General features: G+C 56.6%; 15 protein-coding genes. 7 read left to right on the top strand and 8 right to left on the bottom strand.

From position 1 onward, the window contains the following. Positions 1–34: 34 nt before the first annotated feature. Positions 35–625, bottom strand: a complete 591-nt coding sequence (gene nudK, locus IM303_RS21345) for a GDP-mannose pyrophosphatase NudK (protein WP_048999957.1) — start codon at positions 623–625, stop codon at positions 35–37. Positions 626–861: 236 nt separating this feature from the next. Here nudK and narQ point away from each other — a divergent pair, with 236 nt between their 5' ends. Both narQ and acrD read left to right on the top strand, forming a co-directional pair. Continuing rightward, positions 862–2556 carry a nitrate/nitrite two-component system sensor histidine kinase NarQ gene (gene narQ, locus IM303_RS21340; protein ID WP_028014013.1) on the top strand — a complete coding sequence of 565 codons (1695 nt, stop codon included), beginning with the start codon at positions 862–864 and terminating at the stop codon, positions 2554–2556. A 142-nt stretch (positions 2557–2698) separates the two neighbouring features. Next, complete coding sequence (acrD, locus tag IM303_RS21335) at positions 2699–5812, top strand: multidrug efflux RND transporter permease AcrD (RefSeq protein ID WP_193360237.1); 3114 nt, start codon at positions 2699–2701, stop codon at positions 5810–5812. Positions 5813–5920: 108 nt separating this feature from the next. On the opposite strand, the gene ypfM is transcribed toward acrD, so the two are convergent. After that, a complete protein-coding gene (gene ypfM / locus IM303_RS21330; protein ID WP_015572204.1) occupies positions 5921–5980 on the bottom strand; it encodes a protein YpfM in 60 nt (19 codons plus the stop codon). Positions 5981–6367: 387 nt separating this feature from the next. On the opposite strand from ypfM, the gene IM303_RS21325 reads away from it, so the two are divergent. From IM303_RS21325 to IM303_RS21315, 3 genes are read left to right on the top strand one after another with little or no spacing between them, the layout of a single operon-like run. Next, on the top strand, positions 6368–6724 hold the full coding sequence (locus IM303_RS21325; RefSeq protein ID WP_028014015.1) for an ArsC family reductase: 357 nt from the start codon (positions 6368–6370) through the stop codon (positions 6722–6724). A gap of 3 nt (positions 6725–6727) precedes the next feature. After that, positions 6728–7855 (top strand): succinyl-diaminopimelate desuccinylase, encoded by a 1128-nt coding sequence (gene dapE / locus IM303_RS21320; protein WP_028014016.1) that lies wholly within the window; start codon positions 6728–6730, stop codon positions 7853–7855. Positions 7856–7879: 24 nt separating this feature from the next. Next, positions 7880–8077, top strand: a complete 198-nt coding sequence (locus tag IM303_RS21315; RefSeq protein WP_013098222.1) for a YpfN family protein — start codon at positions 7880–7882, stop codon at positions 8075–8077. A 38-nt stretch (positions 8078–8115) separates the two neighbouring features. Here IM303_RS21315 and ypfH read toward each other — a convergent pair whose 3' ends face one another. The 6 genes from ypfH to dapA all read right to left on the bottom strand — a co-directional run bounded on the left by ypfH (position 8116) and on the right by dapA (position 14570). Continuing rightward, positions 8116–8811, bottom strand: coding sequence for an esterase (gene ypfH / locus IM303_RS21310; protein ID WP_028014017.1), 696 nt, complete (start codon positions 8809–8811; stop codon positions 8116–8118). Between the two features lie 73 nt (positions 8812–8884). Then, positions 8885–10831, bottom strand: coding sequence for a tRNA(Met) cytidine acetyltransferase TmcA (locus tag IM303_RS21305; protein ID WP_048999952.1), 1947 nt, complete (start codon positions 10829–10831; stop codon positions 8885–8887). Beyond that, entirely contained in the window at positions 10831–11697 is an 867-nt protein-coding gene (locus IM303_RS21300; RefSeq protein WP_193360236.1) for a neutral zinc metallopeptidase, read from the bottom strand. The genes IM303_RS21305 and IM303_RS21300 overlap by 1 nt, the downstream gene beginning before the upstream one ends. Before the next feature lie 120 nt (positions 11698–11817). After that, positions 11818–12531: a phosphoribosylaminoimidazolesuccinocarboxamide synthase gene (gene purC / locus IM303_RS21295; RefSeq protein WP_023332985.1), complete on the bottom strand. Its 714-nt coding sequence runs from the start codon at positions 12529–12531 to the stop codon at positions 11818–11820. 109 nt (positions 12532–12640) lie between these two features. Then, positions 12641–13675, bottom strand: a complete 1035-nt coding sequence (bamC, locus tag IM303_RS21290) for an outer membrane protein assembly factor BamC (RefSeq protein ID WP_028014020.1) — start codon at positions 13673–13675, stop codon at positions 12641–12643. A 16-nt stretch (positions 13676–13691) separates the two neighbouring features. Continuing rightward, a complete protein-coding gene (gene dapA / locus IM303_RS21285) occupies positions 13692–14570 on the bottom strand; it encodes a 4-hydroxy-tetrahydrodipicolinate synthase (protein ID WP_193360235.1) in 879 nt (292 codons plus the stop codon). Positions 14571–14715: 145 nt separating this feature from the next. Between dapA and IM303_RS21280 the strand changes: the two genes are divergently transcribed. Together IM303_RS21280 and bcp are read left to right on the top strand one after the other, a co-directional pair. Continuing rightward, the gene (locus tag IM303_RS21280) at positions 14716–15285 is read left to right on the top strand and encodes a glycine cleavage system transcriptional repressor (RefSeq protein WP_028014022.1); all 570 of its coding nucleotides are present in this window, start codon (positions 14716–14718) and stop codon (positions 15283–15285) included. After that, on the top strand, positions 15285–15755 hold the full coding sequence (gene bcp / locus IM303_RS21275) for a thioredoxin-dependent thiol peroxidase (RefSeq protein ID WP_014171119.1): 471 nt from the start codon (positions 15285–15287) through the stop codon (positions 15753–15755). Before IM303_RS21280 ends, bcp begins: the two co-directional genes overlap by 1 nt. Positions 15756–15836: the final 81 nt, after the last annotated feature.

The raw sequence follows: 15836 nt of genomic DNA, 5'->3' as shown, positions 1-15836 counted from the left end.
ATTTATCGGATAGATTTATCTGAAATACACCTTATCACGACATCGGTTTAGGGTTCATTACGCCGCTGGTTTGCAGATACTGTAACAGGATCACCGCTTTACCGTCGCGGATCTCGCCGCTTTTCACCATCTCAACGGCCTGGGTGAAAGGCATTTCCAGCACTTCAATGTCTTCATCCTCCACGCCGCCGCCGCGATGCGTGCGCTGGGCATCGGTGTATTCCGCAATGAAGAAATGGACCAGCTCGGTCACCCCGCCAGGGGACATGAAAAGCTCAAAGACTTTTTGCACCTCGCCCACTTCAAAACCGGTCTCCTCAACGGCCTCCTTGCGGATGCAGACTTCCGGCTCATCGTCATCAAGCAGGCCGGCGCAGGTTTCAATCAGGCGCCCGTCCGCATTGCCGTTGACCCAGGTCGCGACCCGAAACTGGCGAATCAGCACTACGCTTTGCTTTTCACGGTTATACAGCAGAATGGTTGCGCCATTGCCCCGGTCGTAGACTTCGCGTTTGTGGCGAATCACGTCACCGTTCTTACGGGTTAAATCGTAAGTGATGTTACGCAGGACAAAGTAATTTTCAGAAAGGATTTTGTCTTTGATAACGGTAATGTTCAGGGACATACGGGCTCCACGGCTAAATGAGTCTGTTTATACTACCCCGTGAAGCCCGCTTTGTCGTCCGTCGGCTCAGGCGGCGCGTTACTTCTCGCCAGATTTCAGGTTAATGCCCAAAGCGGCTTTTGGATCAATAACCTTATCTTTAGTATGAATAAGCTATTTGCTCGCCACCGCGTTATCAGGCAATGTACAACTGCCCATGACCTGTGGCTGAGCCATTTTATGCAGAGATCCGTTCCGTGACCGTTAAACGCCCCGTTTCCGGAAGCCTTGCCTGGGCTTTCTTTTCGATCATTGCCCTGTCCGTGCTGACCAGCACCGTCGCGCTGCTGACGCTTGCCAGCAGCCAGCGTGACGCCGAAGCTATCAACATTGCGGGATCGCTGCGCATGCAGAGCTACCGCCTCGGCTACGAGATGCAGCGCAACAGCCCCTCCCTTATGGCGCATCGTGAGAACTGGCAGCGAACGTTAAGCGCGCCTTCCCTGGAGAAGCTGAACCGCTGGTACGTCCCGGACAACGTCAAGGCGCGCTATCAGCAGCTGCATGTGGCCTGGCTGGACATGGACAAGCACATCGCCCGCGGCGACAGCGCATGGTATGACGCTCACATTGAGGATTTTGTCGGCCGTATTGATGCCTTTGTGCTCGCCCTCCAGCACTACACCGAAAATAAAATCCAGACGGTGACGCTCCTCTCTCTGGCTGGCGCGCTCGGGATCCTGCTGCTGACGCTGTTTACCCTGCGGCGCATCCGTCGCCAGGTGGTGTTGCCGCTGAACAACCTGGTGGCCGCCAGCGAACGCATTGAGCGAGGGGAATTTACCACCCCGGCGCCGGACACCGCGCTCCCCAACGAGCTGGGCCAGCTCTCCCGCGCCTTCAACCATATGTCGGGCGAGCTACATACTCTCTATCGGTCGCTCGAAGCCTCCGTCGCGGAAAAGACGCGGCATTTGCATGAAGCCCACCAGCAGCTCGACATGCTGTTCAAATGCTCCCAGGCGCTGAATACCGGGCAGATAGACAGCCTGTGCTTCCGGCATATTTTGCAGATTGTGCATGAATACACGCAGATGAATTACCTGGAGCTACGCACCAGCGACGACTGGCGGCTGTGTGAAGGAACAGAGGTGAGCGGCATTTCTCTGCAAACCCTGCCGGTGCTGATGCAGGATACCCTCTACGGCGAGCTGCGCTGGCAAAGCGAGACGGGCAGCGTTCCTCTTCCGCTGATGAGAAGCGTGGCGACCATGCTCGGGCGTGGGCTGTACTTTAACCAGGCGCAGAAGCATTACCAGCAGCTGCTGCTGATGGAGGAGCGCGCCACCATCGCCCGCGAGCTGCATGATTCGCTGGCGCAGGTACTCTCCTATTTGCGGATCCAGCTCACGCTGCTTAAACACGCCGTGCCGGCGGAAAATGCCTCCGCGCAGACGATCATCACCGACTTCTCCCGCGAGCTGAACAACGCCTGGCAGCAGCTGCGCGAGCTGCTGACCACCTTCCGCCTGACGCTAAACCATGCGAATTTACCCGCGGCGCTGCAGGAGTCTCTCGATGCCCTGCAGAGCCAGACGCAGGCGAAGCTGCACCTCGACTGCCGCCTCTCCACCCTGGCGCTTGACGCGCAGAAGCAAGTGCATTTGCTGCAGATCGTGCGGGAGGCCGTCCTGAATGCAATTAAGCACGCGCAGGCCAGCGAGATCACCGTCAGTTGCGTGACCGCCGTGGACGGCACGCACAGCGTCAGCATTCGCGACAACGGCATCGGGATTGGCGAGGCCAGCGAGCCGCCGGGACACTACGGGCTGAACATTATGCGAGAACGCGCGCAACGGCTCGGCGGAATGCTGCACTTCTCGCAGCCGCAAAACGGCGGCACGCAGGTCAGCGTGACGTTCCCCGCACCCGCGCCGTTAACAGGTAAATAACGGTAAAGGGTGAAGCGCCGGGAAAAGCGCATGATAATTTACATTATCTCCTTTATTTCTCCACGTTTGGCCTGGGCCTTACCGCTAAAGTGATGCGGGCAATAAACAATAATGACGTGCAGCAAAACGAGGTCACACTTTCATGGCGAATTTTTTCATCGATCGCCCCATTTTTGCCTGGGTGCTTGCCATCCTGTTGTGTCTGACAGGTGTCCTGGCGATTACTTCTCTTCCCGTTGAGCAATATCCCGATCTGGCACCGCCGAACGTGCGTGTCACAGCAAACTACCCCGGCGCGTCCGCACAAACGCTGGAAAATACCGTGACGCAGGTTATCGAGCAGAACATGACGGGTCTGGATAATCTGATGTACATGTCCTCCCAAAGCAGCGCCACGGGACAGGCTACGGTTACCCTGAGCTTTGAGGCGGGCACCGACCCGGACGAAGCGGTGCAGCAGGTACAAAACCAGCTGCAGTCGGCCATGCGTAAACTGCCCCAGGCCGTGCAGAACCAGGGCGTCACCGTGCGTAAAACCGGTGATACCAACATTCTGACCATCGCGTTTGTCTCCACCGATGGCTCAATGGATAAACAGGACATTGCGGACTACGTCGCCAGTAATATTCAGGACCCGCTCAGCCGTATTAACGGCGTGGGGGATATCGACGCCTATGGCTCACAGTACTCGATGCGTATCTGGCTCGATCCCAACAAGCTGAACAGCTATCAGATGACGGCGACCGACGTGACGGACGCCATCAAAGCACAGAACGCCCAAATTGCCGTGGGGCAACTGGGAGGCACGCCTTCCGTCGATAAACAGGCCCTGAACGCCACCATTAATTCGCAATCTCTGCTTCAGACCCCGGACCAGTTCCGCAACATCACCCTGCGCGTGAATCAGGATGGTTCAGAAGTGCGTCTGGGCGACGTTGCTAAGGTGGAAATGGGTGCGGAGAAATACGATTACCTGAGCCGCTTTAACGGCAACCCGGCCTCTGGACTGGGAATTAAGCTGGCCTCCGGCGCAAACGAAATGGCGACGGCGAAGCTGGTATTGGACCGTCTGGATGAGCTGTCGCAGTATTTCCCGCACGGGCTGGAGTACAAGGTCGCCTATGAAACCACCTCCTTCGTTAAAGCCTCGATTGAGGACGTAGTCAAAACCCTGCTGGAAGCGATCGCCCTGGTGTTCCTGGTCATGTACCTGTTCCTGCAAAACTTCCGCGCAACGCTGATCCCCACCATTGCCGTCCCGGTGGTGCTGCTGGGCACCTTTGCGGTGCTTTACGCGTTCGGCTACAGCATCAACACCCTGACGATGTTTGCCATGGTGCTGGCGATTGGCCTGCTGGTGGACGATGCTATCGTGGTGGTCGAAAACGTCGAGCGCATCATGAGCGAAGAGGGGCTTTCCCCGCGTCAGGCGACGCGTAAATCGATGGGACAAATTCAGGGGGCGTTGGTCGGTATCGCGATGGTGCTGTCGGCGGTCTTTATCCCGATGGCCTTCTTTGGCGGTACAACCGGGGCGATTTACCGTCAGTTCTCAATCACCATCGTCTCGGCGATGGTGCTCTCCGTACTGGTGGCGCTGATCCTCACTCCCGCGCTCTGCGCCACCCTCCTTAAGCCGCTGCACAAAGGGGAACATCACGGCCAGAAAGGGTTCTTCGGCTGGTTTAACCGCATGTTCAACCGCAACGCCGAGCGGTATGAATCTGCCGTCGGCAAAGTGCTACACCGCAGCCTGCGCTGGATGATGATTTACGTTGTGCTGCTGGGCGGCATGGTGTGGCTGTTCCTGCATCTTCCCACCTCGTTCCTGCCGCAGGAAGACCGGGGGATGTTCATCACCTCGGTGCAGCTCCCGAGCGGATCCACCCAGCAGCAGACGCTGAAGGTGGTTCAGAACGTTGAGCAGTACTTCTTCACCAAAGAGAAAAATAACGTTGTTTCGGTCTTCTCTACCGTCGGCTCCGGCCCGGGCGGGAACGGGCAGAACGTCGCCCGCATGTTTGTCCGCCTGAAAGACTGGGACGAACGCGATGCCAGAACGGGAACCTCGTTCGCCATCATTGAACGCGCAACCAAAGCGTTTGCCCGTATTAAAGAGGCGCGCGTCTTTGCCAGCAGCCCGCCCGCGATTAGCGGCCTGGGCAGTTCCGCCGGGTTTGATATGGAGCTACAGGATCACGCCGGCGCGGGCCACTCGGCCCTGATGGCCGCACGCGATAAGCTGCTAGAACTAGCAGGGAAAGATCCCGACCTGACCCGCGTTCGCCACAACGGTCTTGACGACAGCCCGCAGCTTCAGGTGGATATCGACCAGCGTAAGGCGCAGGCGCTGGGCGTGTCGATCGACGATATCAACGACACCCTGCAAACCGCATGGGGCTCAAGCTACGTAAATGACTTTATGGATCGCGGCCGCGTGAAAAAAGTGTATGTCCAGGCAGCCGCGCCGTTCCGCATGTTGCCGGATGATATTAACCGCTGGTTTGTACGCAATAATTCTGGCGGAATGGTGCCCTTCTCGGCCTTTGCCACCTCGCGCTGGGAGAGCGGTTCGCCGCGTCTGGAGCGCTATAACGGCTATTCCGCGGTTGAGATCGTCGGGGAAGCCGCGCCGGGCGTCAGCACCGGTACCGCCATGGACACCATGGAAAAACTGGTGCAGCAGTTGCCTGCCGGTTTTGGTCTGGAATGGACGGCCATGTCTTACCAGGAACGCCTCTCCGGAGCGCAGGCCCCTGCCCTCTATGCGCTTTCTTTGCTGGTGGTCTTCCTCTGCCTTGCCGCGCTGTATGAGAGCTGGTCGGTTCCGTTCTCAGTCATGCTGGTGGTGCCGCTTGGGGTTATCGGTGCGCTGCTGGCGACCTGGATGCGCGGCCTGGAGAACGACGTTTACTTCCAGGTGGGGCTACTTACGGTGATCGGCTTGTCGGCGAAAAACGCCATTCTGATCGTTGAGTTTGCCAACGAGATGAATGCCAAAGGCCACGAGTTGATGGCCGCCACGCTGCACGCCTGCCGCCAGCGCCTACGTCCGATCCTGATGACCTCACTGGCGTTTATTTTTGGCGTACTGCCGATGGCAACCAGCACGGGTGCAGGCTCAAGCAGCCAGCATGCGGTGGGTACCGGCGTCATGGGGGGGATGATTTCGGCCACCATCCTGGCGATTTATTTTGTGCCGCTGTTCTTTGTGCTGGTGCGTCGTCGCTTCCCGCTCCGGGAGCGACAGGAATAATCCGCAGTCATAAAAAAGGCGGCTTAATCGGCCGCCTTTTTATTGTGTGATTAATTCACACTATGGTTATTTTACTTATTTTAGTGCTCTTGCAATTCTTACTGAATGTCATTTACGAAGCATGCCTTCGATAAAATCTTTCCAGTTCCCCAGTTCACGTTCAATCATAACAACCTCTCTTATTATTATGCGCATTCTACGAAAACGTATCATCATTGTGAAGACTGTTTAACCAATCGCTGTGATTGTACCCCGCCACCGTTGGGGATTTATGATAAATATGAACGGAGGAGTTTAAATTTTGTGTGACGGCCAGCAATATTTTGAAATAACCCTACGAACGGGTGAGTTTTATTTTAGGCGCTGAGTTTATTCAGAATTTAAACACGGTGGACATCTATGCTTAAATGGTGAAAGTATATTCAGCGTACAAGTGTGAGTTGAATTAAGAAGAAGTGTAAATCCAGAGCATTCCTGAGTGTGTTATATTCCACTTAAAGATATATCTTCGAATTTACTGAACGTTTAATCGCCATAAGAGCAAAAGGATTCAACATGGTTGTGATGTACGGCATTAAAAATTGCGACACCATCAAAAAAGCACGCCGCTGGCTGGAAACTAATAACGTCGAGTACCGCTTCCACGATTATCGTGCCGACGGGCTTGATGCAGAATTTCTGCATACCGCCATTAACGAACTGGGATGGGAAGCGCTGCTGAACACCCGCGGCACCACCTGGCGTAAGCTGGACGAATCCGTGCGCGCCAGCATCAAAGACGCCGACAGCGCGGCAAAGTTGATGCTCGACATGCCGGCAATTATCAAACGCCCATTGCTCTGCAAGCCAGGTCAGCCTATGCTGCTGGGTTTCAGTGAAACCCTTTATTCTGACTTTTTCGTAGAGGTGTAGTGTATGTCATGCCCGGTCATTGAGCTGACTCAACAGCTTATTCGCCGTCCCTCCCTTAGCCCGGACGACGCAGGTTGTCAGGCATTAATGATTGAGCGCCTGCGCGCCATCGGTTTTACCGTTGAGCGCATGGATTTTGGCGACACCCAGAACTTCTGGGCGTGGCGCGGCCAGGGCGAAACGCTGGCCTTTGCCGGGCACACTGACGTCGTTCCCGCGGGTGACGCCGATCGCTGGATTAATCCGCCGTTTGAGCCGACCATCCGCGATGGCATGCTCTTCGGCCGCGGCGCGGCAGACATGAAAGGTTCGCTGGCGGCAATGGTTGTGGCGGCAGAGCGCTTTGTGGCTCAGCATCCGAACCACAAAAACCGTCTCGCGTTCTTGATCACCTCCGATGAAGAAGCCAGCGCCCATAACGGTACCGTGAAGGTCGTTGAGGCGCTGATGGCGCGCAATGAACGTCTTGACTACTGTCTGGTCGGCGAGCCGTCCAGTACCGAAGTGGTGGGTGATGTCGTCAAAAATGGTCGCCGCGGCTCGCTGACCTGTAACCTGACCATACATGGGGTTCAGGGGCATGTGGCCTACCCGCATCTGGCCGATAACCCGGTCCACCGTGCCGCGCCAATGCTGAACGAACTGGTAGGCATCGAGTGGGATAAAGGCAACGAGTTCTTCCCGCCGACCAGCATGCAGATCGCCAACGTCAAGGCCGGAACCGGCAGCAACAACGTCATCCCGGGAGATTTCTTCGTCCAGTTCAACTTTCGCTTCAGTACCGAACTGACCGACGAGACGATCAAAGCGCGCGTTGTCGCTCTGCTGGAAAAATACAACCTGCGCTACACCGTTGACTGGTGGCTCTCCGGCCAGCCGTTCCTGACGCAGCGCGGCAAGCTGGTGGATGCGGTGGTGAACGCCATTGAGCACTATAATGAAATTAAGCCGCAGCTGCTGACGACGGGCGGCACCTCAGACGGACGCTTTATCGCCCGCATGGGTGCACAGGTTGTCGAACTGGGTCCGGTTAACGCGACGATTCACAAAATCAATGAGTGTGTGAACGCAGCCGATTTACAACTGCTGGCCCGCATGTATCAACGTATTATGGAGCAACTCGTCGCCTGACGAGCGCTCAGAGAGGAATAGCGAATGGATTGGCTTGCAAAGTACTGGTGGATTCTGGTGCTGGTGTTTCTGGTCGGCGTACTGCTGAACGTGATTAAAGACCTTAAGCGTGTTGACCACAAAAAGTTTCTCGCGAATAAGCCGGATCTCCCGCCGCACCGTGATTTTAACGACAAGTGGGACGATGACGACGACTGGCCGAAGAAAGACCAGAAGAAGTAATCGGTCTGTATCCCCTCTCCTGTGGAGAGGGGATAACCTCACATAAATTCAACAATATCATCATCATTCGGCTTACCGCCGCTGAGCGCTTCATCAAAGTAGTGCTTCGGCACGGTATAGCGCAGATGGTCGAGCGCAAACTGCATGCTGCGATCGTCGATCGCGTGGCCCAGATCGTCAACAATATCCAGCGTCACATCCCCGCCCTCGCGCACCAGCGCTTCCTGGGCAGCTACCGCATGCGAAAGCTCAATCACCCGATCTTCACCACCGTGAATGAGATGGATGGTGGTCTGCGTGGTCGCGCTTGTCGGTAGCGTTGCATAACGCCCGTTAAAGGCGATGACGCGTGAAGCCAGACCGGGCTGCGCTTTTACGCTTTCCAGCGACATGATTGACCCCTGCGAGAAGCCAATCAGCGCCGTTGCGTCAGCGCCTACGCCGCTCTGCTGCTGCCAGTAGCGCACGATGTCGATAAACGTGGGCATGATCGCATCAATGCGCGCCTGACGGTTCTCCTCCGTCACTCCCTGAACCGGGAACCACTGCCGTCCGTCTGGACCGCACGGCTCCACGCCGCCGATGCTGACGATCAATGCTTCCGGAAAAACGGGCGCAAACCAGCGGCCAATCTGTCCCATATTGACGGCATTATCGCCCACGCCATGAAACAGGAGCAGTAACTGTTTAGCCGGTTTGTCAGGGCTTTGAACAACAAAATGGTCGTGTTTCATGGCGGTCTCCTTAATTGATGAGCAGGATTTTACGCCTCTGCGGGGTAATGACCATGCCACTTTACTGAAGAAGTCATTGAAAAAATTGCCATTGCAAAATGTCGGCTTTCACCTGCTGGCAGCGGGAATAATCAAGGCTCTCAAGCGCTTGCGCGGTTTCACTCCGCAGTTTAGCCAGCAGCGCTTTTCGCCCCATCTCCTCCGTCTTACCCTCTATTTTCCCGCGCAGCGCCGGGAGCGGCATGTCTGTGGCTAACACCAGCCGCGTCAGGGCAGCAACCGAGGTTGAAAATGCCCGGTGCGCAAAAGCAAACCCCGCCAGCTCCAGCCAGTCGTCACTATTAAGGGTAGCTTCCCAGGCATCGGTCACCGGGATCTTTTCGCCGTTCCAGGCCGAAAGAACGCGCATATCGCGACACAGGCGCTGGTGCTCCTGCGCGCACAGGCGGTGCCCGGCCTCGCTCAGCGCGAGTAAGGCCATCGCCGTGTAGCACCCGCTGCTGGCTTCCCGATGGCTGCCCATGCGCACCAGCACAAACCCGCACTGCCGCCAGAAACGCCACAGCTCGTCGGTATAGCCAAAGCTTACCGAGAGATAATCTTCACCGCTGACGCTGCGAATAAGCCGCTGGCCGATGCCTTCCCGTTGACGGTGGGGATGCACCGCAATGCGGCTAATCCGCCGCCCCTTCAGCGTCGCCGCGAGAGGCGACCCGCCGTGCGCCGCCAGTGACTGCGCCACAAGGTTCCCGCGAGGACGACGAAAGCCCGCCCACACCGCGCGGCTCAGATCGGAGGGCAATCCCCCCTCTTCCACCAGCCAGAGCGCGCCCGCCATATCCGCACCCGCGTGTGCAACCGCAAAGTGCTGGCCGGGGGCATCCATCATCCGGCGTAAATCGAGCGGGGACGTCCGGTAGTGCGCGGCACACAGCAGTTCATACACGCTTGCCACGCGCGCCGGGTCGCTCTCCCACATCTGCGGCTCTAGCGACCGTAAACGCACGTCACCTTCCGGTTTGCGTTCGATAAGCGCGTCGTCAAACAGCAGCGTATTCGCCACTATCCGCTCAAGCGGACACCCGGCCGCCCAGCGAATGGGGGTGGTTAAGGTATAGCGCCGCAGCCCGCTGAACCGGGCGCAGAACTTAAGCAGAAACCCCCTGCCCGTGCCTTCATAACCCTGGACCGTGGTGGTCAGCAACACGCGGGGAAAGCGCGACACCAGCTTGTCCAGCAGCGGGCCGGGGATGGCTGCGGCTTCATCAACAATCAGCCAGTCGGCTTCTGTCGTGGAGGCCAGCAGCGCATCCGGGGCCATAAAGTGAAAACGCTCGCCAGCGAAGCGCGCAATGACATCCGTTGCCCCTTTGGCCGGTGCAGTGACCACCGCACTCCCCTGAATGCTGTTGAGCAGCATCCCCGCCAGGGCTGACTTTCCGCGCCCCCGCGGCGCCGTCACGGCAGCGACGCCCGCAGGCATGGTCAGAAGCGCGTCGAGGATCTCCGCCTGCTCGCGCTGCGGCTCGCCGCTGGCTGGCTGCCAGGCGGGCGAATCCGGCGCAGCGGGAAGAGAGAGAGGACGATGCTGTTGCCAGACGATCGCATCCGCATCGGCGGCAAGGGTCCGGCAAAAATGGTGAACGAAGCGCGGGGTGGCGATGGGTTCCGCGCTGTCGCTCCAGCGCACGGAATCGCCGTCGGGCTTGTCGGCCCAGTCAGCGAGAGGCGGCACCAGCAGCACCAGCAGGCTTCCGGCGCGCAGCGTCCCGCTGAGTGCGGCAAAGGCTGAAACATCAAACCCGGCATGCGCGTCAAAAACGGCGTGCAGGTATTCGCGTCCCAGCAGCCCGCTAACGGCTTTTGAGGGATTCTCCTCCAGCCACAGCCAGTCTCCCGGCAAGGCATCACGCAGGCCAGCCGCCTGGCTCAACGTCCATTGTTCATCGCCAGTGAGCACCACCAGACGGCGGTGCCCGGTACGCTCAAGCTCGCGCGTCAGATGTTCAAACGACACCATCACATGGCTTTGCCGAAGGTATTACACTGGGCCGGATTGCCGCTGTCAAAGCCGCGCTTGAACCAGCTGTAGCGCTGCTGTGACGTACCGTGAGTGAAACTGTCCGGCACGACATGGCCCTGGCTCTGCTGCTGCAAACGGTCATCGCCGATGGCCTCAGCCGCGTTTAATGCCTCTTCAAGATCCCCGGATTCCAGCACGCCCTGCTGCTGCATGCTGTGGCCCCAGACGCCCGCGAAGCAGTCCGCCTGCAGTTCCATTTTGACGGAAAGGCGGTTCACTTCGGCCTGAGACGCGTTCTGCTGAAGCTGGCGCACTTTGGGCTCAATCCCCAGCAGCTTTTGCACGTGATGGCCGACTTCATGCGCGATAACGTAGCCCTGAGCAAAATCACCGTCAGCGCCAAGCTTGCGTTTCATGTCATCGTAAAAAGAGAGATCGATATAGACGGTGCCGTCTGCCGGGCAATAGAACGGCCCCATAACAGATTGCCCGGTACCGCATCCGGTGCGGGTTGCGCCCCGGTACATCACCAGCTTCGGCTGCTGGTAGGTGCGCCCCATCTTCTCGAACTGCTGACTCCAGGTGTCTTCAGTTGTGGCGAGAATAACGGAGGTAAATTTGGCCGCTTCATCTTCGTTCGGGCTGATGGAGTGCTGAGACTGTTGCTGCTGCAGCGGTTGACCGGTCATCAGACCGGTGAGGTCGACCCCGTAGTAACCTGCGACCAGCACCACAATCAGCAGGATGATACCGCCCTTGCCGCTGGGTAAGCGGAAGCCGGGCCCGCCCATTGAAGGACCGCCGCCACCATCACTGCGTCTGTCTTCTACATTGTCACTTTCACGACGCCCTTGCCAGCGCATAACCACCTCGAACTATTCCATTAATAATAGCTATGATCGTAGGCGGTTAACGGCAAGATTACCATAGGAAACAAAGGTAAGACGCCAAAGGATGCGAACATCCTTTGGCAACTGAGGAACTTAGTCGAGCTTAACGCCTAAACGGTGAGCTACCGCCTCGTACGCTTCAATCAGGCCACCCAGGCTCTGACGGAAACGGTCTTTGTCCATTTTATCCAGGGTTTCTTTATCCCACAGGCGGCTGCCGTCCGGGGAGAACTCGTCGCCAAGCACCACTTCACCTTTGAACAGACCAAACTCCAGCTTGAAGTCGACGAGGATCAGGCCCGCGTCATCAAACAGCTTTTTCAGCACGTCGTTGGCTTTGTAGGTCAGTTCCTGCATGCGCGCCAGGTTCTCTTTGCTCACCCAGCCGAAGGTTTCGCAGTAGGATTCGTTGACCATCGGGTCGTGCATGGCATCGTTTTTCAGGAACAGGTCGAACAGCGGTGGATTCAGCTCGATACCTTCTTCAATGCCCAGACGCTTCACCAGGGAGCCTGCCGCACGGTTACGAATCACGCACTCAACCGGAACCATATCCAGTTTTTTCACCAGACATTCCGTATCGGACAGCAACGCTTCCATCTGGGTCGGGATACCCGCTTCGGCCAGTTTGGTCATAATGAAGTGGTTGAACTTGTTGTTCACCATGCCTTTACGATCGAACTGCTCAATGCGGGCGCCATCCCCTGCTGACGTATCATTGCGGAACTCGAGCACCAACAGATCCGGGTTCTCCGTGCTGTATACGGTCTTCGCTTTGCCACGATACAACTCAGCTTGCTTCTGCATCTTCATTACTCCTGGTGTGATAATTTGCGTTCAAAACGGGGTATATTATGCCACGCACACGTTTGCGTAGCACGAAAATAAAAAGGGCGGGATTAACCCGCCCTCGTATTTATTTGCTGAATGCTGCCTGGAAGACAGCGACCAGCGCATCGTTCTGCGCCTGGGTCAGCGTGTGACCTTTTGGATCGATAAACTGCAGGCTGCTGCGGTTATCGAGATCACCTACCTGAATCTTGTAATCACCGGAGGCAAGCTGAGGATCTTTGGCGCCCAGCTCCTGCCACGCGCTGTCGGACAGCGGCTTATAGGTCGCCGTCATGCTGCCGGTTGAACGGGTGCTGTCGGTCACTTTCATGCCCACTTTTTCCAGCGTCGCTGGCAGGCGCTGCCAGGTCTGGTTAAACGGTGCACGCACCACCAGCATTGGCAGGCCGGTGTCATCCGCGCCGCTCTGAACGTCGTAAGTGACGCCGTTACGGTTCTGCGCGGCGTTGGCGGCATCGGTAGCAGTCTTATCCAGACCTGCGGCGATCACGTTCAGCATTTCAGTGCTGTAACGCTGCATAGAGGCGGCATCCGCAACCGGTTTACCCGCCTGCTCCAGGTTCAACAGCTTAACGTTAACTGCCTGCTGGTAACCCTGTGGTTTCACGGAGACCTGATAGCGTCCACGGTACTGCTGATCTTCATCAAGACGGTTCCACTCGATCCAGTCGGTGGTTAACGTCTGGCTGGCGTCATCGCGCTTATCAATGGTGTAATTCTTCGCCTGAATAACGCTGACGACCTGTGGCCACAGATTGCTTCCACGCGCGCTTTCAACCAGCAGAGACGCCGTATCACCGGTGAACTGGGTACGCGCCCCGCTTACCAGCGCCAGAGGCTGTGCTGGCGGACGAATATCAAGCGCTTTACCAACCAGGCCGCTGCCGTTGGTCACGGGAATATTATAATCGCCGTTTTGAATCGGCAGGATCATACCAGCCGGTGCATGAAGTTCAGCAAGCGGGGTCGCATCCAGATAGGATTCATCACCGCTCACCTGGCGCTTGTAGCGCGAGTCTGAACTACAGGCAGCGAGCAGCATAACAAGCGAAACACTCGCAACCTTCGCCAGGCGCGACTTCTGTACTGAATAAGCCATCAAATCTCCCTAAACTTTACAGCAAACCGGCATGCTTCAGCGCAGCCCTGACGATGTCGCGACCGTGGTCGGTAATCGGTGTCATTGGCAAACGCAGCGTATCGGATGCTACAAGCCCCAACTCCTTACACGCCCATTTCACTGGGATCGGATTGGGTTCGACAAATAATTTATTGTGCAACGGCATCAGACGCTGATTAATGACACGCGCTTCATTATAGTGACCGGCTTCGGCCAGTTTGCACATTTCAGCCATATCGCGCGCCGCAACGTTCGCCGTTACGGAGATCACGCCATGACCACCAAGCTGCATAAAGTCCAGCGAGGTCGCATCATCACCACTCAACAGGATAAAGTCGTCTGAAACCAGCTCTTTGATCTGATGAACGCGGCTTAAGTTCCCTGTCGCCTCTTTAATACCGATAATATTTTTTACTTCCGAGAGACGACCAACGGTTTCCGGCAGCATATCGCAGCCGGTACGGGACGGCACATTATACAGAATTTGTGGCAAGTCAGTATGTTCAGCGATGGCTTTGAAGTGCTGGAACAAACCTTCCTGAGTAGGACGGTTGTAGTAAGGGGTGACCGTCAGACAGCCTACGATGCCGCTGTCGTTAAAACGTTTGGTCAGGCTGATCGCTTCTGCGGTCGCATTAGCACCTGTCCCCGCAATGACCGGAATACGTCCGTCAGCCAGTTCCAGGGTCAGCATAACCACATCGCCGTGCTCTTCGTGGCTCAGCGTTGCAGATTCACCGGTAGTCCCTACCGAAACGATCGCCGAGGTTCCATTGGCGACATGGTAATCAATCAGCTTTTTCATGCTGGACCGGCAGACATTACCTTTTTCATCCATCGGTGTAACAAGCGCGACAATACTTCCCGTGAACATGAGCCATCCTCTGTGCGAACAAGAGCCTCAATGGTACGTTTGGAACTGTAATAAAAGCAAGCGACCTGAGGCCCTCTGGCGGTTGTATGCACGTTTTTTTTATGCTTTCCTTAGGAAGACTTAACCATGCAAAGGAAGAACAGGTTTGACAACCTCATCACAACATTACCTGGTTATCACCGCGCTGGGTGCCGACAGGCCGGGTATCGTGAACACCATCACCCGTCACGTGAGCAGCTGCGGCTGTAACATCGAAGACAGCCGCCTGGCGATGCTCGGCGAAGAGTTCACGTTTATCATGCTGCTGTCCGGAACATGGAATGCCATTACCCTTATTGAATCCACCCTGCCGCTGAAAGGCGCGGAGCTGGATTTGCTGATCGTCATGAAGCGCACCACCGCGCGCCCGCGTCCGGCCATGCCCGCGACCGTCTGGGTGCAGGTTGAAGTCCCTGATTCTCCGCATCTGATTGAGCGCTTTACCGCGCTGTTCGACAGCCATCAGATGAACATTGCCGAACTCGTCTCCCGCACGCAGCCGGGCGACGAAAGCACCGTTCCCACGCTCTTTATTCAAATTACCGCACACAGCCCTGCCTCGCAGGATGCGTCAAATATCGAGCAAGCGTTCAAAGCCCTCTGTACAGAATTAAACGCGCAGGGCAGTATAAGCGTCGTCAATTATTCGCAGCACGAACAGGATGGAGTTGAGTAATGAATCCACTGAAAGCCGGTGACATCGCACCGAAATTTAGCTTACCGGATCAAGACGGTGAGCAAGTAAATTTGACCGACTTCCAGGGACAGCGTGTTCTGGTCTATTTCTACCCGAAAGCCATGACCCCCGGCTGCACCGTACAGGCCTGCGGCTTACGCGACAACATGGACGAGTTGAAGAAAGTCGGCGTGGAAGTGCTGGGAATCAGCACGGATAAACCAGAAAAGCTGTCACGATTTGCGGAAAAAGAGCTGCTGAACTTCACGCTGCTTTCCGACGAAGACCACCAGGTCTGCGAGCAGTTCGGCGTCTGGGGTGAAAAGACCTTTATGGGTAAAACCTACGACGGCATTCACCGCATCAGCTTCCTGATTGACGCTGACGGTAAAGTTGAACATGTGTTTGACGACTTCAAAACCAGCAACCACCACGACGTGGTGTTGAACTGGCTGAAACAAAGCGCCTGATAAACAGCAAAACGGCAACCCAGGTTGTAATGCCGATCAGTTAAGGATCGGTTGACCGATCCAGTGGCTGTGTAAGAATCC

Origin of the sequence: Enterobacter cloacae complex sp. P38RS (assembly GCF_014930775.1) — a bacterium.
Taxonomy (GTDB): domain Bacteria; phylum Pseudomonadota; class Gammaproteobacteria; order Enterobacterales; family Enterobacteriaceae; genus Enterobacter; species Enterobacter bugandensis.
The sequence above is the reverse complement of the archived record's forward strand: the minus strand, read 5'-3'. Positions and strand labels throughout refer to the sequence as shown.

What these genes read in the sequence shown, in the direction of transcription:
- bcp (WP_014171119.1), top strand. Translation starts at nt 15,285, where the DNA reads ATGAATCCACTGAAAGCCGGTGACATCGCACCGAAATTTAGCTTACCG.
- IM303_RS21325 (WP_028014015.1), top strand. Translation starts at nt 6,368, where the DNA reads ATGGTTGTGATGTACGGCATTAAAAATTGCGACACCATCAAAAAAGCA.
- nudK (WP_048999957.1), bottom strand. Translation starts at nt 625, where the DNA reads ATGTCCCTGAACATTACCGTTATCAAAGACAAAATCCTTTCTGAAAAT.
- dapA (WP_193360235.1), bottom strand. Translation starts at nt 14,570, where the DNA reads ATGTTCACGGGAAGTATTGTCGCGCTTGTTACACCGATGGATGAAAAA.
- IM303_RS21315 (WP_013098222.1), top strand. Translation starts at nt 7,880, where the DNA reads ATGGATTGGCTTGCAAAGTACTGGTGGATTCTGGTGCTGGTGTTTCTG.
- IM303_RS21300 (WP_193360236.1), bottom strand. Translation starts at nt 11,697, where the DNA reads ATGCGCTGGCAAGGGCGTCGTGAAAGTGACAATGTAGAAGACAGACGC.
- acrD (WP_193360237.1), top strand. Translation starts at nt 2,699, where the DNA reads ATGGCGAATTTTTTCATCGATCGCCCCATTTTTGCCTGGGTGCTTGCC.
- ypfH (WP_028014017.1), bottom strand. Translation starts at nt 8,811, where the DNA reads ATGAAACACGACCATTTTGTTGTTCAAAGCCCTGACAAACCGGCTAAA.
- IM303_RS21305 (WP_048999952.1), bottom strand. Translation starts at nt 10,831, where the DNA reads ATGGTGTCGTTTGAACATCTGACGCGCGAGCTTGAGCGTACCGGGCAC.
- dapE (WP_028014016.1), top strand. Translation starts at nt 6,728, where the DNA reads ATGTCATGCCCGGTCATTGAGCTGACTCAACAGCTTATTCGCCGTCCC.
- bamC (WP_028014020.1), bottom strand. Translation starts at nt 13,675, where the DNA reads ATGGCTTATTCAGTACAGAAGTCGCGCCTGGCGAAGGTTGCGAGTGTT.
- purC (WP_023332985.1), bottom strand. Translation starts at nt 12,531, where the DNA reads ATGCAGAAGCAAGCTGAGTTGTATCGTGGCAAAGCGAAGACCGTATAC.